The organism is Blattabacterium cuenoti, assembly GCF_014252275.1.
In the GTDB taxonomy this organism is placed as follows: Bacteria; Bacteroidota; Bacteroidia; order Flavobacteriales; family Blattabacteriaceae; genus Blattabacterium; species Blattabacterium cuenoti_O.
Genome location: NZ_CP059214.1, coordinates 230,723 through 254,857 on the forward strand (window position 1 = coordinate 230,723; position 24,135 = coordinate 254,857).

Sequence of the window (24,135 nt, forward strand, 5' to 3'; positions counted from 1 at the left end):
AACATTATAATATAAAACAATGGGAACTATCAATCATGTTATAGAATTGTTTCATCAACATTCTCTCTTTTATAGATCTTTTATTGCTTTTTTTTTTTCGTTTTTTATATCTTTCATCTTTTATGAAAAGATTATTCTTTTTAACAAAAGCAATCGCATATCTGAAAATATTCGATTTCTTGGTATTTTAGGAGAAAAAGATAAACAAAATGTACCCACTATGGGAGGATTGGGGATGATCTTATCTACATTCATAGCAACCCTACTTTTTTCTTCTTTGAACAATGTTTATATTTTTTTACTAATCATTGTGATGTTAATGACAGGATGTGTTGGATTTTTAGATGACTATATAAAAATAAAATATCACAAAAAAGGTTTAAGTGTTATTTCTAAAATTCTGGGGCAAATAGTTATTGGAACTGTTGTAGGAACCATGATGTACTTTCATCCCGATATATCTCCTCAAAATCAAGAGAATATTTATAATAAAAAGAAAGATTCATATGGATTTCAAACAGATATCCCCATATTCTTTATGCATCATTCCAAGAAATCATTTGATTATTCTTATATATTGAGTTGGTATTCTAGCGAATTAAAAAAATATACATGGATCATTTTTATTCCTATAATTATTCTTAAAATGATATTTTTTTCTAATGGATCTAATATAACTGATGGAATAGACGGATTAGCGACAGGCATTTCATTCGTAATTTTTATCATCTTGTCTTTATTTTCTATAATCTCTAGTAATTCTATGTATTCTAAATATTTTCATATTATGTATATTCCTCATTCAAAAGAAATTATTGTATTTTCTTTGGCTTTTTTAGGAACTTTAATGAGTTTTTTTTGGTATAATGCATATCCTGCCCAAATTTTCATGGGAGACACCGGTAGCCTAACCATAGGAAGTCTCATTACCACCTTATCTATAATCAATAGAAAAGAATTTGTATTGTCTATTTTATGTGGAATTTTTTTTATAGAAAACATTTCTGTACTAATACAAGTATTGTATTGGCAGTTTTCTAAAAGAAAATATGTTATAGGAAAAAAAGTATTTCTTATGGCTCCTATTCATCATCATTTTCAAAAATTAGGATATCATGAAAACAAAATTTTTCATCGTTTTTTTATTATACAGATCATTCTTTCGTTACTTTCTATTTTTGTTTTATTAATGTAATTCATTCTATATATGAAAAAAGAATTAATAATAATATTAGGAGGAGGAGAAAGTGGAATTGGTGCTTCTCTTTTGGCCCTAAAAAATGGATTTAAAATATTTTTATCCGATTCCGGAAAAATTTCCAATAAATACAAAAAAATTTTGTATAAATATCAGATTCCTTTTGAAGAAATGGGGCATTCTGAAGATTTTATTCTAAAAAATGCTTTTCAAGTGATTAAAAGTCCAGGAATATCTAGAAATAATGCTTTTATCAAAAAAATTGATTCGTTAGGGATTCCTTTAGTATCGGAACTAGAATTTGGAAAAAGTTTTCTAAAAAATTCTTATATCATCAGTGTCACAGGAAGTAATGGTAAAACTACAACAAGTACGATAATATACAATATCCTAAAAAGTGATAAAAAGTTTTGTGTAGGATTAGCGGGAAATATTGGAAGAAGTTTTTCTAAAGAATCTATAAAAAAAAAAGTTTTTATGTATTAGAAGTAAGTAGTTTTCAGTTGGATGACTGTTTTCATTTTCGTTCAAATATTGCCATAATGTTGAATATTACAAGAGATCATTTAAATAGATATAATAATAACATAGAAAATTATGTAAATTCTAAATTTAGAATAGCTATTTTTCAACATAAAAACGATATATTGATATATAATTATGATGATCCTATTATTAGAAATGGATTAAAAAAATTTTTGTTAAAATCTATATGCATTCCCTTTTCTATTAAAAAAGAGTTAAATTTTGGAGCATATTTAAAACAAGATAAAATATACATTCGTAATAAAAAACGTTTATCCAAATATTTGTTAAAAAATATTTCTTTATCAGGAGATCATAATGTATATAACATAATGGCATCGTTAATTGTATCTGATATTTTGAATGTACAAAGAAAATCTATTTGCTCTGTGATTCATCATATGACTGGACTTCCCCATCGAATGGAAAAATTTTTTCATATGAATGGAGTGTTGTTTATTAATGATTCCAAATCAACCAATGTACATTCTGCTTGTTGTGCATTAAAAAGCTTAAATAATCCTATTATATGGATCGCAGGGGGAAAAGATAAGGGAAATGACTATAAAGATTTAATTCCATTAGTGAGCAAAAAAGTTAAAGTGATGATTTGTTTAGGAACACATAATCATAATATTTACAATTTTTTTAAAAAAATTGTAAATATTATATTGGAAACAAATAGTATGAAACAAGCTGTAAGGATGGCATATAAATATGCTTCTCAAGGAGATAGTATATTATTATCTCCTTCATGTTCGAGTATGGATCTGTTTAAAGATTATAGAGAAAGAGGAAATGAGTTTAAAAAAGAAGTCAAACAACTTTTTTATGAGTAAGACTATTAGTACTTTTATTAAAAAGTATATTAAAGGAGATAAATATTTATGGGCTCTGATCCTATTGTTATCTCTATTTTCTTTCCTTCCAGTATATTCTGCGAATGCTTCTCTTTTAACTCATATTAATCCTCATCATCCTACTCATCCATACAATATATATGTTCCTTTATTCAAACACGCAATTTTCTTAATTATCGGATTAATTATTCTTTTTTTTACTCATTTTATTGATCATAAATATTTTTATCATTTATCTATTTTTTTGATTCCTTTAATGGTGTTTTTATCATGGATGACTTTATGTCAAGGATTCTATAGGGCTGGGGTCCCAAGATGGTTACAGATTCCTTTCACTTCTTTATCGTTTCAAACGTCTAATCTTTCAGGATTATCTTTACTTATTTATTGTTCGAGAATTCTTTATATAAACAGACATAAACCAATTACTATTTCTAACACATTTTTTCCATTATTATTTCCTATATTTAGTGTCCTTTCTTTTATTCTTCCTGCGAATGGATCTACTTCCATTATTATGTTTATTTCTGTATTATGCTCCCTTTTCTTAGGAAGATACCCGTTTCACAAACTCATACTTGTATTGTTTATGGGAACAATGATCTCTTGGATCTACATGTTTGTTGTAGTCAAATGTGTTGGTGGAGAAAATCATTATACCATTCAGAGGATCTACACATGGAGGCATCGTATTGAAAATTTTATGAAGGCTCAAGAAGACGAAAATTCTCAAATAATGCAAGCAAAATCGGCTATTTTTTCCGGAAAAAAATGTGGACGTGGACCAGGAAAAAGTGTATTTAAATTTTTGTTGCCACACATAGTTTGTGATTTTATTTATGCTCTTATTATTGAAGAATATGGATGTTCCATGGGAATTTTATTGATATTAGTCTATCTTCTTATTTTATTCAGAATTTTGATTATTTCAACGAAAGCAAACGATTATTTTGCTTCTTTGTTAGTACTATCCGTTGGGTTTCCTATTGTTCATCAAGCATTCGTAAATATTGGTGTAAACATAGGATTAATTCCAGTGACAGGACAACCGTTACCATTAATCAGTGCTGGAGGAACCTATCTATGGGTCACTTTTTTTAGTTTTGGAATTATATTAAGTGTCAGTCGAATGATTGAGGAAAGAGATCAAATGATTGAAAAAAAATATAAGGAATATAAAAATAGAAAAGAACGATTTTGAATACTTTTCCAAAAATACTTATTGGAAGTGGAGGAAGTGGAGGCCATGTCTATGCAGGCATTGCCATTGCGGAAGAATTGACCAAAAAAATTCCGAAGGAGAATATTTTATTTATTGGATCCAACCAGCATATGGAGATGAAAGAAATTCCTAGATCTGGATATGCCATTCAAGGCATTCGTATTTCTGGAGGAAAAAATAAATTTCTATCCATATCAGGATTTTTATTGTTATCAGAAATAATATATAGCTCTTTTTTAGTAAATAAATTTATTAAAAATTTTTCTCCTAATATTGTGATTGGTACAGGAGGATTTGTGACAATACCGACATTAATCGCAGCTATGAAAAATAGAATTCCTATTTTAATTCAAGAACAAAACTCGTTTCCTGGATTAACTAATAGAATATTTTCTCGTTATGCTAAAAAAATATGTGTGGCTTATGAACAGTCCATGAAATTTTTTCCTAAAAAAAAAACAGTGTTGACTGGAAATCCAATTCGTTCAGAAATTTTTCAATTACCTAAAAAAATACAATCATGCGAATATTTAGGATTAAAACCCAATAAACCTGTTATTTTATCTTTAGGAGGAAGTCAAGGATCAAAAAGTGTGAATAATGCATGGCTCAAAGGGTTAAATACACTAATTGCATTAGACATCCAATTCATTTGGCAAACAGGAACGTATGATTTTCAACAAATTAGAAATGATAAACGTTCTCATCATTCAAATGTTCTTTGCATGGAATTTATTGAAAATATATCTATGTGTTACGCAGCGGCAGATGTTGTGGTATCTAGAGCTGGTGCTTTAACAATATCGGAAATGTGTTTAATAGGAAAACCTTATATATTAATTCCTTTTCCATGGGCATCAGACGATCACCAAACAAAAAATGCTCAATTCTTAGAAAAAAAACAGGCAGCATGGATTCTTCCAAATGAAGATATAGAAAAGAAATTAGTGGATACAACAGTTAAATTATTGAATAATTCTTATATGAAAAAAAAAATGATGAAAAATCTTCGTTCTTTAGGAAAACCAAGAGCAAAACAAGATATTGTTCATGAAATTTTACAGATTATTCTATGAATCTCCATCACATTGATTTTTTTTATTTTTTAGGAATTGGAGGAATAGGAATGAGTTCTTTAGCCAGATATTTTCATATCATGGGAAAAACCGTTTATGGATATGATAAAAACAGAACATATTTAACCAAACAGCTAGAAAAAGAAGGAATTTCGATTCATTATCATAATGACGTAAAAAGTATTCCTCAATGGATTAGATCTGAAAAATGCATGATCGTATATACTCCGGCTATTCCTTTTTGGAATCCACAATGGAAGTTTTTGAAAAAAAATGGAAAACATATTAAAAAACGATCACAAGTACTATCTCTAGTAACACAACATTCCATTTGTATTGCAATAGGAGGAGCTCATGGGAAAACAACTACATGCAGTTTATTAGCCCATATTTTATATATTGCTGGAATAAAATTTACGGCATTTATTGGAGGAATATCTAAAAATTATCAATCTAATTTAATATTAAATGGGGAAAATTTTTTTTTAGTAGAAGCGGATGAATTTGATCATTCCTTTTTACATTTATCACCAAACATCTCATGTATAACCTCGTTTGATCAAGATCATGTAGATATTTATCCTGAAAAAACAAGTTTACAAAAAGCTTATATAAACTTTTTGAAAAAAACCAAAAAACCATATAAAAAAATACTTCTTTGCAAAGAGCAAAAAACCTATCCTATAAATAATGCAATTTATTATTCTGTTGGAGAAAAAAATCATTATTATTCTGATTGCATTTTTATGGAAAATAATAAATGGTATTTCGATTTTCATACGCCTGAAAAAACATGGAAATCGCTACCCTTACCAATTCCCGGAATGCATAACATTAAAAATACAACCGCAGCATTAGCAATATCGGATTGTTTGAAAATCCATCCATCAAAAATAAGAAAAGCATTGTATTCGTTTAAAGGAATTGAACGACGATTTTCTATTCATTATCAATCAAATGGAAAAATATATATTGATGATTATGCTCATCATCCTACAGAAATCAAAGAATTAATTCATACGATTAGAACCTGTTATCCAAAACAAAAAATATTAGGAATTTTTCAGCCACATCTTTTCAGTAGAACAAAATTTTTTGAACACTCTTTTGCAAAGAGTTTAGAGAAATTGGATTTTTTAATATTATTGGATATTTATCCATCAAGGGAAGATCAAAACAATCATCCTACTATTGATTCCAATAGGTTATTAAAAACGATCAATATGAGTGAAACCAAAAAAGAAATTTCTCGAATGTATGAGGTGTTAGATAGACTTGAATACAAAAATTTTGATATTCTGATTACCATAGGTGCAGGAGATATAGATAAATTAATTTTTCCTATCCAACGATGGTTACGTAACAAATATGGATAAATGAACAAGAATAAATTATTATTTATTTTTTCCTTGTATATCCTTTGCATGATATTTTTTTCGTTTTCTTCTGTAAAAAATCATCGAAATAGAAAAATTCAATCAATACATATTGATGTAGATTCCAAGGGTTATTGGTTAAATAAAAATCTTCTTGATAAGATTCTATTCCAAAAAATAGAAAAAATTGATAAAAAAATCGGTCAATTATGTATATTGGAAATGGAGAAAAAATTAAATAATGATCCATTTATAAAAAAAACTGATGTTTTTTTCAGTGTGGACGGAACACTACATATAAATATTTTTCACAAAAAACCTATTTTTTAAGATAAAAAATATTATTGTATCAGATACAAAAAAAAATGGAAATTATTCCATTGTTCTTAACATAAAAGAACAATGTTTTTTGATAGTCAAAGACTGGATAATAAAGAAATTATTTATCACATAAATTCTTGTTAAATTTATGAAAAATTAATGCATACATGAGAAAAGAATTCGTTCGTTATAATTTCTTATAGCATGAAAAAAAAAACAAAACAAAAAATACCTAAATATAATTAGGTCGATATCGATAATCGAAAAGGATCGATTTGCAATATAAAGAACAAATAGTCGAAAAAAAAAGTATGGAATATCAAGATATAGCTATTGGTCTTGATGTGGGTACCACCAAGATTGTAGCTATGGTAGGAAGGAAAAATGAATATAATAAAATTGAAATTTTAGGAATAGGTCGATCGAAAAGTATCGGAGTACACAGAGGAGTTGTCAACAATATTACTCAGACCATTGAAGCGATCCGTGAAGCAGTATCTGAGGCAGAACATAGTTCCGGATTAAAAATCAAAGAAGTGATTGTTGGAATTGCAGGCCAACATATTCGAAGCTTACAACATAATGATTATATTACTCGATTAGACATTGAGAATGTTATTAATCAAAATGATATACAAAAGCTTATTGACCAAGTACATAAATTAGTAATGTTGCCTGGAGAAGAAATAATTCATGTCCTTCCACAAGAATATAAAGTAGATGGTCAATCGGAAATTGGAGAACCTATCGGAATGTATGGAAGTCGTTTAGAAGCGAATTTTCATGTGGTGGTCGGACAAGTTTCTTCAATTCGGAATATTGGAAGATGTGTAAAAGCCGCTGGATTGAATCTATCGGGGATGACTCTCGAACCTTTAGCCTCTGCGGAGGCCGTTTTAAATAAGGAAGAAAGAGAGGCAGGTGTAGCTTTAGTCGATATAGGAGGAGGAACCACCGATATCGCCATATTTAAAGATAATATTATCCGTCATACTGCGGTCATTCCTTTTGGAGGAAATGTCATTACTGAAAGTATTAAAACAGAATGTCTCATTATTGAACGTCAGGCAGAATTGCTAAAAATTAAATTTGGTTCTTCATGGCCTGGAGAAAATAAAGATACGGAAATTGTTTGTATACCAGGATTAAGAGGACGTGATTCAAAAGAAATTTCTTTAAAACATCTCTCTCAAATTATCCATACACGTGTATGTGAAATATTGGAACAAGTAAATGTAGAAATTAATAATTATGGAAACGAAGAACAGAAAAAGCGATTAATTGCCGGATTAGTAATGACTGGAGGTGGATCACAACTGAAACACATACGTCCTTTAACAGAATATATCACCGGAATGGATGTTCGTATTGGTTACTCAAATGAACATATTTCAGGAAATGAAAATGGTTTTATTAGTCATCCAGAATATGCAACATCAATTGGATTAGTGATCAAAGGAATTGATGATAAAAGAAAATCTCATTCCGGAACCGATACATTCCATAAACAAGAGAGAAATTATGAATTTTTTTCTACAAAATTTTACAACAATAAAAATCATATATCAGGAGATCATGAACATGTATATAATTCTTCTTTAAAAAAGAAAAAAAAATCAAAATCTTTTCTTGAAATTTGGGCAGATAAATTCCGTCAAATATTGAATGACATAGAATAATGAAAAACGAAGATTTTATAACAACACAAAAAAAACAGTTTGGATTTTCTAAAAAACGATCATCTGCAATTAAAGTTATTGGTGTGGGTGGAGGTGGAAGTAATGCATTAAGTCATATGTTTGAACAAGGAATTACTGGAGTTGATTTTATTGCATGTAATACAGATGCACAAGCATTAAATAATAATCCAGTTCCTATAAAAATTCAATTAGGAGCTTCTATTACAGAAGGATTAGGTGCGGGTGCAGATCCAGAAATAGGAGAAAAAGCCGCCTTGGAAAGTTTAGAAGAAATAAAAAGTGTATTAGACTCGAATACCAAAATGACCTTTATCACAGCAGGAATGGGGGGAGGTACAGGAACTGGTGCAGCACCCATTATTGCAGGAATTTCTAAAGAGAAGGGGATCCTTACGGTAGGAATTGTGACTATTCCCTTTCATTTTGAAGGAAAAATGAGGTTGAAGCAAGCACATAAAGGAATTGAATCATTAAGAAAAAATGTAGATTCCCTCATTGTGATTAATAATGATAAACTTAGAGAATTGTATGGAAACTTAGGTTTTAAAGCAGGATTTGCAAAGGCGGACGAAGTGTTGACTACGGCAGCTAAAGGAATTGCAGAAGTGATTACGCACCATTATAAGCAAAACATTGATTTACGTGATACACGTACCGTATTGAAAGAAAGTGGAACTGCTGTAATGGGTTCGTCAGTTTCTGTTGGAGAAAATCGAGCAAAAGAAGCCGTTGTACAAGCATTAGATTCTCCCTTACTAAATGATAATAAAATCACGGGAGCTAAAAATGTTCTTCTTCTCATTGTTTCAGGAAGAATTGAAATTACTATAGATGAGATTGGAATTATTAGCGATTATATTCAAACAGAAGCAGGAAATAATGCAAATATTATTATGGGAATCGGAGAAGATGAAAAATTAGAAGAAAGTATTTCCGTTACTATTGTTGCGACTGGTTTTCCTACAGAAATACAACGAGTCATCCATCATGAAGAAGAAAAAATATTTCATAGATTAGAAGAGCCTTATGAGCAAAAACTGACGAATAATCTATCTCAACCAACACATAAAAAAAAGTATTCAAGTAATTTTGAAGAAAATTATAAAAAAAGAAAATATTCAAAAAATTTAGGAGAAAATTATAGTCATCATAAAAAATATTCGTTAAAAGAAACCATTTTTGATCAATCTATTAATTCGAATGTTTTTCCCGAAAAAAAGCATAAAAAATATTCTTTAGAAGAAGATTTTAATCTTCCTATATCAAGAAAACAAAAGACATCAACACGTAATCGTAAAGAAAAACATCATAGAAATGATTAGTTTTATTGTAATATGATAAACAACAAAGACAATTAAAAAAATATTATTTATGGGAAATCTTCCTAAAGGAACTCGTGATTTTTCCTCAATGGAAATAATGAAAAGAAATGTTATTATTCAAACCATAAAAAAACATTTTAAACTTTTTGGATTTTACCCTATAGAAACATCTTCTATTGAAGAAATATCTACTCTTGTAGGAAAGTATGGAGAGGAAGGAAATTCGTTGATATTTAAAATTCTTCAATCAGGGAATGTTTTGAAAAACAATCTTTCCTCTTTTTTGAAAACAGATCCCCCTCATCAACTATCCGTTAATGATCATACAATAAAATTGTTGACTGAATGTATCGCTCAGAAAGCTCTTAGATATGATTTAACGGTTCCTTTTATAAGATATGTATCCATGCATCAACATGAAATTATTTTTCCTTTCAGAAGATACCAAATTCAACCTGTTTGGAGAGCTGATAAACCACAAAAAGGGAGATACCGAGAATTTTACCAATGTGATGCCGATATCATGTCTTATTCTTCTTCTTTGTGGGAAGAAATTGAACTGATAAAACTTTGTGATAACATTTTTACTGATTTAAATCTTCCTGTGATTATTTCTATTAATCATATTGAAATTCTCAAAGGATTAGCAGAAATTACGGGATTAAAAACGAGATTATGGAAAAGTTTTTTACTCTCTTTAGATAAATGGAAAAAAATAGGGAAATCTTTAGTGAAAAAGGAAATGATGCAAATGGGAGTGCCATCAAAAATTTTTGAAAAAATTTCCTTATTTCTAGAAAAAAAAAAAGATTTTTTTGAACAAGAAAGATTATTTATTAAAGATTTTCAAGATTCTGAAAAAGGAAAGAAAGGAATGAAAGAGATGAAATGGATTTTTCAAACGATCCAACATATGTCTTTCAAGAACATTAAATTGGAATGGAATCTTTCTTTAGCAAGAGGAATGAGTTACTATACAGGAACTATATGGGAAATTTTTCTATGTGATCATGATTTTCATTTTTCCCTTGGAGGAGGTGGACGATATGATTTAGATCATGTATTTCAAATGAAAAACATTTCAGGAACAGGAATTTCTTTGGGATTAGATCGAATTTATTTATCTATGGAGAAAAAAAAATTATTTCAACATCTTACTTATTCTCCTTCAATGGTTTTATTTATTAATTTTGGATATGAAGAAGTTTTGTATGCATATCGTATGATACAAGTATTAAGAAACAATGGAATATCTACACAATTATATCCTCATGCAATTAAAATCAGCAATCAATTTCGATATGCTAATAGAAATCATATTCCCTTTGTGATTAGTTTAGGAAAAGAGGAGATAAAAAAAAAGAAAATAAAAGTGAAAAATTTAAAAGATCGAACAGAAAAAGAATATGATAACATCAATATGGTTGTTCATCAATTAGGTTCTTTCATTGAATAAACGAATAACCTGATTTTCTAAAAATAGAAGAATTTATTTATCTATTATATAAACAAGATAATGATTTTCTATTTTTTTATAAAACGCAGAAAATTTTTGGCTATGTGAATTGTTTATAATCCAACATGAAACACAATCCTCTTTATGAAGATAAAAAGGAGAAACCTTGTAATGATTGATAAAACTATAGTAAAGTCCTCCGACTAATTTGTATAGACTTTCTTTGATCCCCCATATTATATGTAAATAATCTTCTTCATAATTAGGAAGAATAAATATGGATTCATCTTTTCGAATAAATCGTTGTTGTATAGTAATAATTTTTTTATCGGTACGCACCCTTTCGATATCAATTCCTATTTTCGAACAGCTTACGGCTACTGCCGTACGTTCATAGGAATGACTAAAAGAAATATATTTTTTTGGATCCATTAAAAATGGTTTTCTATTTTTATCATAAAAAATTTTTTTTTTATTCCTAGACATTTCAATGCGTATCGAACTCCGAGAAACTCTCTTTTTCTTTTCTCTGTTAAAGAACACAATAATAGTTTATCTTTTTTGGATAAACTCAGTTGATTGATAGAAAAAGATCGAAGAAAATTTTTCCATTTTAAAACCAGAATTTTGGTATGAAATCTACTAAAAATCAAACTTTATTTTTCTTTCAATATAATCCTTTTTTGCAAAAATTACTTGATCATATTACATTTCTTTCTTTACACATAAATAATATACTACATAAAATAATATGAAAAAAAAAATTGAAAAAGCATTAAAAAATGTTTTCTTTTCGGAAGGAAAAAACATTATAGAATATGGATTAGTAAAAACCATCGATTTATTAGAAGATAATCATATTGTCATTTGTTTAAAATTACCCAATCCTACCATGCATTTGAAAAAAAAAATTATCAATAATATTCATCATTCCATTAACAAACAAATTCATGAAAAAAAGAAGATTTCGATCACCATCGAAGGCCCATCCAATGGGAAAACAAAACATTCTATAAAAAATATTCTAGCCGTAGCTTCTGGAAAGGGGGGGGTAGGCAAATCTACAATTGCATCTAATCTTGCTGTTTCTTTAGTAAAAATGGGATTTAATGTAGGATTGTTAGATGCTGATATTTACGGTCCATCTATTCCTTTAATGTTTGATATTCAAACCAAAGATTTCTCTCTTTTGCAAACAAAAAAAAATATCATTTATCCTATCAATAGGTATGGAGTAAAAATAGTATCTATTGGATTTTTTCTAAAGAATGGACAAGCTCTTGTATGGAGGGGGCCCATGGTCTCTAAAGTGATTATGCAATTTATTCATGAAACAGATTGGGGATCATTAGATTTTTTAATTATCGATTTACCTCCAGGAACAGGAGATATCCATTTATCTTTGTTACAAGAAGTTTCATTGAAAGGAATTGTGATTGTGAGTACCTCTCAAAAAATTGCTCTATCAGATGTTCATCGAACAGTCGAAATGTTTCGGATGAAATCCATTTATGTTCCAATTACTGGAATCATAGAAAATATGTCGTATTTTTTTCACGAAGAGATGAAAAAAAAATATTTTTTCTTTGGAAAACATGGAGTAAAAGACTTTTCTAAACAAATGGATATTTTTTTTCTTGGAGAAATTCCAATGGTTCCATCCTTACGAAAATATTCGGATTTAGGAATTCCAGCCGTTATGAAAAACGAAAAAATACGTAGTATTTTTACTACTATTACAAATAATATCCTCAATCAATTAAAATCAATTCAATGAATCTTTTATTTAATTATTGAAAATTGTGAAAATCCTTTGATCTGAAAGGTTATGATTCTCCTATCGCCTATTTCATCCTGTCCTTTCTATAGGATTTCTATTGGAATCAATAGATTTTTATGGATGGATGAAATGTTCTGATATTTCCATGATTTTTCGAGCAATACATCGAAAATATATGATCCAAAAATTCTATATTTCTCAAGGATTATCGTATCAGATGGACTTCTCGTAGGAAAGCTATGTGAAATGTTTTTTTAACCTGATTAATAATTTGTTTAGAAAAAAAATAAATTTCTCTTCCACTTGCTCCTCCATAATTTACTAAAACAATGGGAAGTTTTTCGTATACTCCAACATTTCTCATTCTTTTTCCCTTCCATCCTATATGTTCAATTAAAGAACTAGCAGATATTTTTACTTTTTTTTCCCCCAAGAGATTTCCTATAATCATTGGGTATTTCAATTTCAATTTTTCAAAAAACATTATTTCCACTATCGGATTCATAAAAAAGCTACCAACATTTCCCATCGTGATTGGATCAGGTAGTTTTTGCGATCGAATATTCATAATGGCTTGCATAAGATCATACCTATTGGGATTGGTAATGTGCATATTTTGTAGTTCTTTACGAATCCCTACATAGGAAATATTCATTTTTTTGTTCTTTTTTAGCACAAAAAAAACAGATAAAATGAAAAATTGATTGTTATAATTATGATTTTTAAAAATAGAAGAACGATATTGAAAATTGCATTGTTCTCGATAACATTCGATAATATTTCCATGATTTATTTGGTATACTTGCACTTTGAATAAACAATCTTGTATTTCCGTACCATATGCTCCAATATTTTGTATTGGAGATGCGCCAACGGTACCAGGAATACCAAATAAATTTTCTAATCCATAAAATCCATTGTCAACAGTCCACATAACGAAATGACTCCAATTTTCTCCTGCAAAAGCTTGAACAATTCCTTGATCACGATTTTCCTCTATAATCTTTTTCCCTTTTATTTTTACTCTAATCACTACCCCTGGATAATAATTGTTCAAAAACAAAAGATTACTTCCATTCCCCAAAATAAATTTGGGAATATATGGAAACATCGTAAATACTTTTTTTACCTCATACAAATTTTTGACTTCTACATAATAACGTGTATAGATCTCAACACCAAATGTGTTGAATTTTTGAAGAGAAAAATTCTGTTGTATGATCATTCAAAAAATATTTGATTCATAAACAAATACAATTTTGTTTATAAATATTGTATGATTAAATTTATTCATTATTAAAGATAATTTTTTATGAAAAAAGGAGGAAGTTTTTTTTGGGGTATGATCATTGGGACTATGGCCGGATTTTTTATGGGAATGAGGATGAAGAAAAAACAAGAGGAACCCATCAACAATACCTTTAAGGAAGCCACTGAAGAAATAAAAAATAGTTTACAAGATCTTGGAACCAAGATTGGAGAAAAAGTCAACAAAATGAAATTGGATTTGAGTGAAAAGTGGAAACAAAATAAAATAAAAAATGATCTAGATAAAATAGATCACGTAGAAGATGAATTAGGAACTTAGAACATGAACAGAGGATCCATGATAGTTCATTTCAACTATGGTTGGATGCTTTCTTCATACTTCATAGAACCTTTGATAAGGAATTTCTGGGATATTCTATTTTTTATTTTTACTCTTTTTTGTCATTTAAATGAGGAAAAATGTTGCCTGTTCCCTTGAATAAAACAACTCATCAAATTTTCATAATGAAAAAATCATCCATTGTTTATGGGATTCACCCATTGATTGAAGCAATACAAGCAAATAAAAAGATTAAAACACTTTTTTTACAAAAAGAAAAAGGGTCCAGTGCATATAAAAAGTTAATCCAGATTTCCAGGAAAAAAAACATAAAAATTCAAATTGTTCCACAACATCAATTTTTTAAATTAAAAAATAAAAATCATCAAGGAGTATTTGCAGAAATTGATCCTATCAAAACTTTTTCCATCAAACATCTACTTCCTTTATTTCTTCAAAAAAAAAATCCAATTTTAATTATTCTTGATCGTATTACTGATGTACGAAATTTTGGGTCAATCATTCGGACATCAGTATGTGCTGGAGCAGATGCCATTATTATCCCCCATAAATCCAATGCTATGATCGGATCTGATACCATCAAAACATCTTCAGGTGCGGTATTTAAAATTCCCATCTGTCGAGAACAGAACATTATCAATACTATCAAATTTTTAATCAATCATGGAATCAAAATTATTTCCGCAATAGAAACATCTCCTCACGATTGGTACACAGTTGATTTTTCTGGTCCATTTGCTTTAATCTTAGGAAATGAGGAAAAAGGAATTTCTCAAAAATATTTAGAAATTTCTTGTGAAACAGTGAAAATTCCATCTATAGGAGGAATATCCTCATTAAATGTTTCAGTCGCTTGTGGGATTCTTTTATATGAAGTCTTTCGACAAAGAAAATTAAATTAGTGTTGACTAAAAATCACTCGTAAATTGTCTTAAAAAACGAAGATCGTTATCGAAATAGGTTCGAATATCTTGTATTTGATGAATGATACAAGATATCCGTTCGATTCCAATACCAAAAGCAAAACCAGAATATACTTCTGAATCAATATTTACGTTTTTTAATACATGGGGATCGATCATTCCACAACCCATAATTTCTATCCATTCATTGTTATGAAATACATCAATTTCCGCACTAGGCTCAGTAAATGGAAAATAAGATGAACGAAATCTGACTTTTTTTTTACCAAAAATCGAATGGATCATGTACTGAATTGTATGTTTTAAATCGGAAAAAGAAACGTTTTTATCAATATAAAATCCTTCCGCTTGATGAAACATAAAATGTGAATGGGAGGAAACCGTTTCATTTCTATAAACCTTTCCTATTGATAAAATACGAACTGGAGGATTGTGTGTTTTCATATATCGTATTTGTACCGAAGAAGTATGTGTACGCAAAACAAAATTTTTTTCACCTAAAAAAAAGGTATCTTGCATATCTCTAGATGGATGCAATGGAGGGATATTTAATGCTGTAAAATTATGCCAATCATCTTCCATTTCTCTATCCTCTATATAAGAAAATCCAATATTCATAAATATTTCAATAATCCTTTCTTTTATAATCGATAGGGGATGCATGGATCCTATTTCTGAATATTCTCCAGGGATGGTAGGATCAAATTCAATTCCTTTCGAAGAAGGAAAAAAGGATTTTTTATGGACAACATGGTTGATTTTTTTTTTTACATATTTCTTTAATTCATTCAATATTTTTCCATAATCTTTTCTTTTTTCTAAAGAAAGATTTTTGATCTCCTTGAATAATTCAGTGATCATTCCTTTTTTTCTTCCTATAAATTGACCTTTGAAGGTTTCTAAATCCTGAGAGGTTTTTATTTTAAAATTTTTGATTTCTTCTTTTATTTTTTTGATTTTTTGATCATACATCATACATTAGGATTATCATGTTTCATACGAACAAATATCAAACATATAAAATTTTTGTATTATTTTGAAATTATGAAAATAATTTCAACTATTATGTTCTCTAAATTTTATAGATATATATGGTTTATTTAGCAGACATCATTATATTAATTGCAGTATTGTATGGAGGGTATGATGGATATCACAAAGGATTGATTGCGCAATTCTATGTGTTTATGGTTTTCTTTCTTTTTTTCTACCAAGGATCATTTTTTTTTCAATTTTTCAGGAACTTGTTAATTAAATTTGATCACAATGATACTAGTCAAAATAGTTATTTATTGATCGTATTTCCTATCATCATGTCCTTTTTTTCTATCATTTTCTGTACTTTATTCTTAAAAAGAATCATAGACGGATTCCTTTCTTTTACTTGCATGAAACCTATTGATCAAATGCTAGGGGGAATATTGGGAATGATCAAATATTTTATATATATATTAATATGTCTTTTTTTAATCAAAGAAACTAATAAACAATTCAACTTTTTTCCTGATATTTTTTTGAAAAATTCATTCGATAAAATATTTAAAATGATTATAGATCATAAAGAATCTTTCTATCATCAATTCAAAACATGGGATTTTCAATTTCCTATTTTTTTTGATACAGAAAAAGAGAAATTTTTTATATCATAAAATATGGAAAGAAAATGATAATAACAACAAGAACCATTGAAAAACATTATTCAACAAACAAAGAATGTTTCGAAAACATATCACAATATAAATACATCATTTCTTCTATATTCTTTGTAATTTTTTTAGATGATAAAAGGAGATCTAACATTAAAAATGTATTTTTTTTTCCATATTGATCATGTCCAATTCCTACGGATTGTTGATGAATAAATGTTTCTATGTTCTGTAGGATTTGATGGGATATTCCACAAGGAAATTTAATTTCTTTACAATGTTTTTGCATGATAATTCGTTTCATCACATGAATATGTTCTAGCATGAGTTGCTCTAGAAGAAGAAGATTTCTTTTTTGTTTATACTTTAATGGTTTATGACTATTTATAACGTGAAATAAAGGATGATACGTAAAAATATCATAGGATTCCACCATCTCTTTCATATGATTGTATATCTTTAAATAGAAGATTCCTACGAGAGGATCTCTACGGGTCGTTGTTCGAATAACTGGAATCAAAGAATTCTGTATTTCTGTAAATTTTTTTTTTACTTGAAAAAAAGTATTTCTGCTATTTTTCAGAATTTTTACATTTTCGTTTATAATTCCTTCTATAGTATTTTTATCCATATTTTCAATATATTCTAAAATAGGATATAAAAAATTCAAGGTTTTTTCTAATGTTTTTTCCAAATTCAAATCGACGATGTCGTTAGATAATTTTTCTTTTTTATCATGTGTTCGATGAGAATAATGTTGGTAACTTTTGTAAAAGATAAAAGCAATTAAGAACATCATGATCAAAAGAGCCCATGATTTAAAGAAATAGAGGAAAGTAGCGGTTAATCCTGCCATGACAAACGCCATGAGTCCAGTTAAAAACCATCCTCGTATCACTTTCATCACACCAGAAATACGATACACGGCACTTTCCCGATCCCAAGCGCGATCAGAAAACGAAGTTCCCATAGAGACCATAAACGTTACAAACGTAGTAGATACAGGTAATTTTTGTATTGTTGCGAGGGAGATTAATATGCTAGATATTGTTAGATTTGCGGAAGCTCTTACTAAATCAAAGGCCCTATTTTTTTCGTTTTTTTTGTAATTCTTGAAATTTTTTTCGATTTTTACTAAGAGTCTTTTAGGAAATAAACGAAAAAATTTATTTCCCAAAAATAATCCCAATCGGACCATTCCTCTGGAAAAAGAATTAGATACAAATTGTTCCGTCCCTTCTTCATGTTGACTGCTTAAATTGAGTTCTGTATTTGTAATATGTTTTGTTTTTTTGGAAAACCATAAAGTTATGATCATGATCAGTCCTGAACATATTAAAAATAAAGAGGGAACATGAACTTGTTCTGATAAATGATTCATTGTGAATTTTTCTGCAGGAGGATATCCGTTATTTTTCCATATGTTGTAGGATTGCATACTTGCTATGGAAATTCCCACAAAGTTTACTAAATCATTTCCAGAAAACGCCATGGCAAGAGAAAACGTTCCATACAAAACAACAAATTTTAATATGTTATATCCTAAAGAAACAAAGATTTTTGAAATCAAGGCCCATGTGGAAAATAATATAAAAAAAAACGTGTACCAATGAGAATAACTCCAATCAATAACATGATGAATATAGAATAAAAACACGTTAAAAGGAGAATGTATTTGGACTTTTAACGTATTTTGTAATCCTTTAATGATAAGAAAATACGTCATGCTACTTAATGAAATAGCCGACCATATTACTCCCGTAAATTTTAAACGGGGTTTATAATCAAAACTGAATAAAACACGAATAAAATAATGAATGAAGGATCCTGATATGAAAGAAATGATAATAGATAAAAAAATTCCGATACTAATATTGAATGCTTTTTCTGCTCGAACATATTGTTGTAACAAATGAAAAGGTTCATGATTATATAGAATTTTGATTGTTGCAATACTAAATGCTCCTCCTAATAAACAAAAAACCATAGATACCGTGGTCGAAGTAGGTAATCCCAATGTATTAAATAAATCTAATAAAATTATATCGGAGATCATCACTGATAAATAAATATAAATGATATCTGAAAAAGAAAAAAGGGAGGGATTAAAAACCCCTTTTCTCGCTACTTCCATCATTCCACTAGATAACAAAGCACCTAATAAAATCCCTAAACTGGAAAAAACCATTATTATTTTTCTTGAAGCAACTTGAGATCCAATCGCGGAATTTAGAAAATTTACAGCATCATTAATTAAACCAACAATCAGATCAAATACAGATAGTAAAACAAGAATCCCGAGAACTACAGGATAAAAAAGTTTCATAATAATAATAGTATTTAATTTTTCGAAAAAATTTTTTTTACAATTTTTTTAAAAATTCCTTAACTACATGTTCTACAGAATAAGATGGATGTTTTTCCAAAAGATCCTCTAATATTCCTTCCGAATTTTTTGAGGAAAATCCGAGTACATGTAGTGCTCTCAACGCTTCTTTTTTTTTATGATAATGGGGAATTTCCCTTTTGAAGGGATTTTCTTTTCCCGTAAATTCTTTTGAAATTTTATCTTTAAGTTCGATGATAATTCGTTTAGCGATTTTTTTTCCAATTCCTTTGACGTTGTTCAATGGTTCCACATTTCCTTTATAAATGGATTCTTGTATTTCATGTGGCGTAAGAGATGATAATAACATGATAGCTAAACTAGGACCAATTCCATTAACGGAAATTAAATAGGAAAAAATTTTTCTTTCTATTTTTTCAAAAAAACCATATAAAACATATTGAGATTCTTTGATCAAAAGATACGTGTAGATATGAATTTTTTCCCCTACATTTTGTTTTAATAGAAAAGAATATGTATGAGAAGATATACAAATATGATATCCTATTCCATGACAATCTATAATCAAACGAGAGGAGTTTTTTTCAACTAATTTTCCTATTAAATATGTAATCACAATATATCAAAAAATAAAAAATCATTTTTTTCGAAAAAAAATTTGTATGGGAACTCCTGAAAAATCAAAATGATCGCGAATTTTATTTTCAATAAATCTCTTATAAGATTTATTAATATGATTAGGAAAATTCGAAAAAAATATAAATTTAGGAGTGATACATGATGGAATTTGTGTGCAATATTTAATTGTTATCAATTTTTTCTTTGAAGAAGGAGGATGTTTTTTTACAATCGGTAACATAATTTTATTTAATGTATTTGTTTTTAATTTGTTTTTTCTTAATTCTATAAGATGATAGGCCATGGGAATGATATCCTGTATTCCATGTCTATTTTTAGCAGAAATAAAAAAAATAGGAACATTATAAAAAGGATGAATTTTTTTACGAATGAATAATTCAAAATTTTTACGAATAGAAATCTCTTTGTTTGTGAATAAATCCCATTTATTAATGAGGATCATCATACATTTTTGATATTTTTCTACCAATCTAAAAAGAATCATATCCTGTTTTTCCCATCCCCTCATGGCATCAATCATTAATAAACATACATCGGTATATTCTATGGTTTGGAATGTTCTTATAGAAGAATAAAATTCTATATTCTCTTTAATTTTTGATCGTTTTCTCAATCCAGGCGTATCGAACAACATACATGTATGGTCCAATTTTTCATACAGAACATGTAAACTATCTCTTGTAGTTCCCGCAAAATTGGTTACAATATGTTGATTATTTTCTAACAAAGAATTAATCAACGTGGATTTTCCAACATTGGGACGTCCTACTATAGTAAATTTAGGAAATCTCGAAGGGTCTTGAGGTTTTTGTTTCACTAATTTTTTTTTTTGAAATAGTTTAATCAAATCATCCAATAGATCTCCAGTTCCTCTTCCATTGAGTGCGGATACATAATAATACTTGGAGAATCCCAAATGAAAAAAATCTATATCCTTTTTATATAGGTATTTATCATTATCTACTTTATTTAAGACTAATAAAATGATTCTATGGCATTTTCTTAGTAAACTCGCCATTTTTATGTCTGCATTTAACAATCCTATTTGCGCATCTACGACAAACAAAATCACATACGATTCGTTAATAGCCAAAGAAATTTGATGTTTTATTTCCTTTTCAAGAAGGTTGGTTTCTTTTGTCGGAAGCCCCCCAGTATCAATGATAGTAAAGGATACTCCATTCCAATCGGAACTTCCATAGATCCGATCCCTTGTGATCCCTTCTTGTTCATGGACAACGGCTTGTCTTTGTCCCACTAATCGGTTAAATAGCGTGGATTTTCCGACATTTGAACGTCCTACTATCGATGCGATATAATTCATATTTTTATATTCTTCACAAATTTAGATTTTTTTTACTAGTTTCATTACTAGATCTTTAGTCAAATTATATATTATTAGATCAAATAAAAAATTATGCGTATAGATATTGTAAGTCTTGTCCCCTCCCTTTTCCAGGGAGCTTTTTCACATTGTCTTATCAAAAAAGCTATTCAACAAAACCTTTTACAAGTTTATATTCATGACTTGCGTTCCTATGGATTAGGTCCTCGTAAACAAGTAGATGCCTATCCTTATGGAGGAGGATCAGGAATGGTGATTCGAATAGAACCTGTACATCAATGTTTTTCAAAACTTGTAAGAGAAAGAAATTATGATGAAATTATTTTTATGACTCCTGATGGAGAAATGTTTACACAAAAACATGCAAAATTCTTTGCAAAAAAGAAAAATATTATTCTTCTTTGTGGACGTTATAAAGGAATTGATCAAAGAATTCGAGATCATTTAATTTCTAAAGAAATTTCTATTGGTCACTATATTTTATCTGGTGGAGAATTAGCAGCCGCCGTTTTTGTAGATTCTGTGGTGAGATTATTGCCTGGTGTAATTCATAATCAGAATTCTATTCTCACAGATTCGTTTCAAAACGAAACAAATGCTATTGCACCTCCGATTTATACGAGACCATCCATTTATCAAGGATGGAAAGTCCCCGAAGTGCTTTTATCAGGAAATCACAAAAAAATAAAAAATTGGTTACAAGTTAAATCCATGGAACTTAATAAAACATTGGATTTTACGGATTAATCATTTGAATATTTTGATATCTATCAAACATCATTTTTTGTATTTTTTCTATATTTGATAATTATAGATTGTTTCTTTCGTAAATTTCTAGTAAAATTTATGTTTTTATGATCAATAATCATCCTGATGGAAAAAATTATACAGCGGACAGCATTCAATCTTTAGAAGGGATTGAACATATCCGAAAAAGACCCTCGATGTATATTGGAGATGTAGGACTGAGGGGGCTACATCATTTATTACAAGAAGTTCTCGATAATTCTGTAGATGAATCCTTAGCAGGTTTTTGTGATAAAATATGGATTACTATTCATAACGATGGATTTGTTACCGTACTGGATAACGGTCGAGGAATTCCCATTGATATTCACAAAAAAGAAGGAAAATCTGCTTTAGAAGTCGTGATGACAAAAATTGGTTCGGGAGGAAAATTTGATAAAAATTCATATAAAGTTTCTGGAGGATTGCATGGGGTGGGAATCTCCTGTGTTAATGCGCTTTCCAGAAAACTTGTTGTCAACATTTATCGTCATGGAAACATGTATCAACAAGAATATTTTCAGGGAAAAGCCTTGTATCCAGTCAAATATTTGGGAAAAAGCAATCTGCGAGGAACAAAGATTCATTATCTTGCAGACGAATCGGTCTTTCAAACAATTTCATATGATTATCAAATCATATATAATCGAATGAGAGAACTCGCTTTTTTAAATAAAGGATTACATCTCTTTTTGAAAGATGAAAGAAGTAATAAAATCAACCATTTTGTTTCAAAGAATGGTTTAAAAGAATACCTCCCCCTTCTTCTTGCAAAGAATCAATCTCCTTTAATCAAAGAGGTGATTTTTATGGAAGGAGAAAAAGATAATATTTTGGTAGAGACCGCAATGGTTTATCATACCTCTTTTAAAGAAAAAATCTATTCTTATGTGAACAATGTCAATACTTATGAAGGGGGTACACATATTTCTGGATTTCGAAGAGCCTTAACGAGAACATTAAAAAAATATACCGACGGATTAGTTTCTAAAATGGAGTTTATCGGGGAGGATTTTCGAGAAGGAGTCACCGCGGTTTTATCAGTTAGAATGATGCATCCTCAATTTGAAGGACAAACTAAAACTAAACTGAGCAACCATGAAATTGGAGGAATTGTCGAAAAAATTGTAGGAGAAATACTAAGTAACTATTTAGAAGAACATCCTAACGAGAGAAAAAAAATTATTGATAAAGTGATTTTATCGGCTAAAGCCCGTCAAGCAGCTAAAAAAGCACGTGAATTAATCCAAAAAAAAACGCCTACAACAAATAGTGTATTACCTGGAAAATTGGCCGATTGTTCGTATGACGATCCATCCCATTGCGAAATCTATTTAGTCGAGGGCGATTCTGCAGGTGGGACCGCAAAACAAGGAAGAGATCGAAAATTTCAAGCCGTTCTTCCTTTACGAGGGAAAATTCTTAATGTAGAAAAATCCATGCAATACAAGATATTTGAAAATGAAGAAATAAAAAAGATTTTTACTTCTTTAGGAGTTTTTATTGGTATAGAAAATGATCAAGAAGTATTGAATATTCAAAAACTTAGATATAAAAAAATTATTATTATGACAGATGCAGATATAGATGGAAGTCATATTTCTACATTAATTTTAACCTTATTTTTCCGTTATATGAAATCGTTAATAGAACTAGGATATATTTATATTGCCACTCCTCCTCTTTATTTGATTCGGAAAGGAGGGTATTCTCAATATGCATGGAATGATCAACAAAGAGAAGAAATTATAAATAAATTAGGAAATCAAAAATCTGTATATATCCAACGATATAAGGGATTAGGGGAAATGAATGCCGAACAACTTTGGGAAACAACTATGAATCCTAAAAAACGTACTCTTCGAAAAGTTTGCATAGCAAATCCTGTCCATGCAGATGAAATTTTTTCTATTCTTATGGGAGGGGACGTTCCACCACGAAGAACCTTTATAGAACAACATGCTATCCATGCAAAAATAGATGTTTAATTTGATGAGGAATTAT

At 29.0% G+C, this 24,135-nt stretch carries 22 protein-coding genes; 16 read left to right on the forward strand and 6 right to left on the reverse strand.

All coding sequences use genetic code 11. The annotated features are described in order from the left end of the window. Nucleotides 1–19: 19 nt before the first annotated feature. The 10 genes from H0H42_RS01100 to hisS all read left to right on the forward strand — a co-directional run bounded on the left by H0H42_RS01100 (nt 20) and on the right by hisS (nt 11,056). Nucleotides 20–1,195 (forward strand): phospho-N-acetylmuramoyl-pentapeptide-transferase, encoded by a 1,176-nt coding sequence (locus H0H42_RS01100; RefSeq protein WP_185868697.1) that lies wholly within the window; start codon nt 20–22, stop codon nt 1,193–1,195. 12 nt (nt 1,196–1,207) lie between these two features. Next, the gene (locus tag H0H42_RS02755) at nt 1,208–1,684 is read left to right on the forward strand and encodes a Mur ligase family protein (protein ID WP_262887294.1); all 477 of its coding nucleotides are present in this window, start codon (nt 1,208–1,210) and stop codon (nt 1,682–1,684) included. A gap of 17 nt (nt 1,685–1,701) precedes the next feature. Next, a complete protein-coding gene (murD, locus tag H0H42_RS01105; RefSeq protein ID WP_262887295.1) occupies nt 1,702–2,562 on the forward strand; it encodes a UDP-N-acetylmuramoyl-L-alanine--D-glutamate ligase in 861 nt (286 codons plus the stop codon). Beyond that, nucleotides 2,555–3,784 carry an FtsW/RodA/SpoVE family cell cycle protein gene (locus H0H42_RS01110; RefSeq protein ID WP_185868698.1) on the forward strand — a complete coding sequence of 410 codons (1,230 nt, stop codon included), beginning with the start codon at nt 2,555–2,557 and terminating at the stop codon, nt 3,782–3,784. Before murD ends, H0H42_RS01110 begins: the two co-directional genes overlap by 8 nt. Continuing rightward, entirely contained in the window at nt 3,781–4,881 is a 1,101-nt protein-coding gene (gene murG, locus H0H42_RS01115) for an undecaprenyldiphospho-muramoylpentapeptide beta-N-acetylglucosaminyltransferase (RefSeq protein WP_317167340.1), read from the forward strand. The genes H0H42_RS01110 and murG overlap by 4 nt, the downstream gene beginning before the upstream one ends. After that, nucleotides 4,878–6,257 carry a UDP-N-acetylmuramate--L-alanine ligase gene (murC, locus tag H0H42_RS01120; RefSeq protein WP_185868699.1) on the forward strand — a complete coding sequence of 460 codons (1,380 nt, stop codon included), beginning with the start codon at nt 4,878–4,880 and terminating at the stop codon, nt 6,255–6,257. Before murG ends, murC begins: the two co-directional genes overlap by 4 nt. Continuing rightward, the gene (locus tag H0H42_RS01125) at nt 6,258–6,587 is read left to right on the forward strand and encodes a hypothetical protein (protein WP_185868700.1); all 330 of its coding nucleotides are present in this window, start codon (nt 6,258–6,260) and stop codon (nt 6,585–6,587) included. Nucleotides 6,588–6,889: 302 nt separating this feature from the next. Beyond that, nucleotides 6,890–8,257, forward strand: a complete 1,368-nt coding sequence (gene ftsA / locus H0H42_RS01130) for a cell division protein FtsA (protein WP_185868701.1) — start codon at nt 6,890–6,892, stop codon at nt 8,255–8,257. Next, complete coding sequence (gene ftsZ / locus H0H42_RS01135) at nt 8,257–9,600, forward strand: cell division protein FtsZ (protein ID WP_185868702.1); 1,344 nt, start codon at nt 8,257–8,259, stop codon at nt 9,598–9,600. The genes ftsA and ftsZ overlap by 1 nt, the downstream gene beginning before the upstream one ends. Before the next feature lie 49 nt (nt 9,601–9,649). Next, a complete protein-coding gene (hisS, locus tag H0H42_RS01140; RefSeq protein WP_185868703.1) occupies nt 9,650–11,056 on the forward strand; it encodes a histidine--tRNA ligase in 1,407 nt (468 codons plus the stop codon). A gap of 33 nt (nt 11,057–11,089) precedes the next feature. Here hisS and H0H42_RS01145 read toward each other — a convergent pair whose 3' ends face one another. Further along, nucleotides 11,090–11,542 (reverse strand): 4'-phosphopantetheinyl transferase family protein, encoded by a 453-nt coding sequence (locus tag H0H42_RS01145; RefSeq protein WP_223843701.1) that lies wholly within the window; start codon nt 11,540–11,542, stop codon nt 11,090–11,092. Between the two features lie 265 nt (nt 11,543–11,807). On the opposite strand from H0H42_RS01145, the gene H0H42_RS01150 reads away from it, so the two are divergent. After that, complete coding sequence (locus H0H42_RS01150; protein ID WP_185868704.1) at nt 11,808–12,833, forward strand: Mrp/NBP35 family ATP-binding protein; 1,026 nt, start codon at nt 11,808–11,810, stop codon at nt 12,831–12,833. Nucleotides 12,834–13,041: 208 nt separating this feature from the next. Here the strand turns inward: H0H42_RS01150 and murB are convergent, their stop codons facing one another. After that, nucleotides 13,042–14,061 carry a UDP-N-acetylmuramate dehydrogenase gene (gene murB, locus H0H42_RS01155; protein ID WP_185868705.1) on the reverse strand — a complete coding sequence of 340 codons (1,020 nt, stop codon included), beginning with the start codon at nt 14,059–14,061 and terminating at the stop codon, nt 13,042–13,044. Nucleotides 14,062–14,148: 87 nt separating this feature from the next. On the opposite strand from murB, the gene H0H42_RS01160 reads away from it, so the two are divergent. Together H0H42_RS01160 and rlmB are read left to right on the forward strand one after the other, a co-directional pair. Beyond that, nucleotides 14,149–14,424 (forward strand): YtxH domain-containing protein, encoded by a 276-nt coding sequence (locus H0H42_RS01160; RefSeq protein WP_185868706.1) that lies wholly within the window; start codon nt 14,149–14,151, stop codon nt 14,422–14,424. A gap of 140 nt (nt 14,425–14,564) precedes the next feature. Beyond that, nucleotides 14,565–15,347, forward strand: a complete 783-nt coding sequence (gene rlmB / locus H0H42_RS01165) for a 23S rRNA (guanosine(2251)-2'-O)-methyltransferase RlmB (protein WP_394798841.1) — start codon at nt 14,565–14,567, stop codon at nt 15,345–15,347. A 6-nt stretch (nt 15,348–15,353) separates the two neighbouring features. Here rlmB and pheS read toward each other — a convergent pair whose 3' ends face one another. Beyond that, a complete protein-coding gene (gene pheS, locus H0H42_RS01170; protein WP_394798842.1) occupies nt 15,354–16,343 on the reverse strand; it encodes a phenylalanine--tRNA ligase subunit alpha in 990 nt (329 codons plus the stop codon). Between the two features lie 116 nt (nt 16,344–16,459). On the opposite strand from pheS, the gene H0H42_RS01175 reads away from it, so the two are divergent. Continuing rightward, nucleotides 16,460–17,017, forward strand: a complete 558-nt coding sequence (locus tag H0H42_RS01175) for a CvpA family protein (protein ID WP_185868707.1) — start codon at nt 16,460–16,462, stop codon at nt 17,015–17,017. A 46-nt stretch (nt 17,018–17,063) separates the two neighbouring features. Here H0H42_RS01175 and H0H42_RS01180 read toward each other — a convergent pair whose 3' ends face one another. From H0H42_RS01180 to der, 3 genes are read right to left on the reverse strand one after another with little or no spacing between them, the layout of a single operon-like run. Beyond that, on the reverse strand, nt 17,064–19,340 hold the full coding sequence (locus tag H0H42_RS01180; RefSeq protein ID WP_185868708.1) for an inorganic phosphate transporter: 2,277 nt from the start codon (nt 19,338–19,340) through the stop codon (nt 17,064–17,066). 37 nt (nt 19,341–19,377) lie between these two features. Continuing rightward, nucleotides 19,378–19,977 (reverse strand): Holliday junction branch migration protein RuvA, encoded by a 600-nt coding sequence (gene ruvA, locus H0H42_RS01185; RefSeq protein ID WP_185868709.1) that lies wholly within the window; start codon nt 19,975–19,977, stop codon nt 19,378–19,380. A gap of 21 nt (nt 19,978–19,998) precedes the next feature. After that, a complete protein-coding gene (gene der, locus H0H42_RS01190) occupies nt 19,999–21,324 on the reverse strand; it encodes a ribosome biogenesis GTPase Der (protein ID WP_185868710.1) in 1,326 nt (441 codons plus the stop codon). Between the two features lie 93 nt (nt 21,325–21,417). Here der and trmD point away from each other — a divergent pair, with 93 nt between their 5' ends. Together trmD and H0H42_RS01200 are read left to right on the forward strand one after the other, a co-directional pair. Continuing rightward, entirely contained in the window at nt 21,418–22,092 is a 675-nt protein-coding gene (gene trmD, locus H0H42_RS01195) for a tRNA (guanosine(37)-N1)-methyltransferase TrmD (RefSeq protein WP_185868711.1), read from the forward strand. Nucleotides 22,093–22,199: 107 nt separating this feature from the next. Beyond that, nucleotides 22,200–24,119 carry a DNA topoisomerase subunit B gene (locus H0H42_RS01200; protein ID WP_185868712.1) on the forward strand — a complete coding sequence of 640 codons (1,920 nt, stop codon included), beginning with the start codon at nt 22,200–22,202 and terminating at the stop codon, nt 24,117–24,119. The last annotated feature ends 16 nt before the right edge of the window (nt 24,120–24,135 follow it).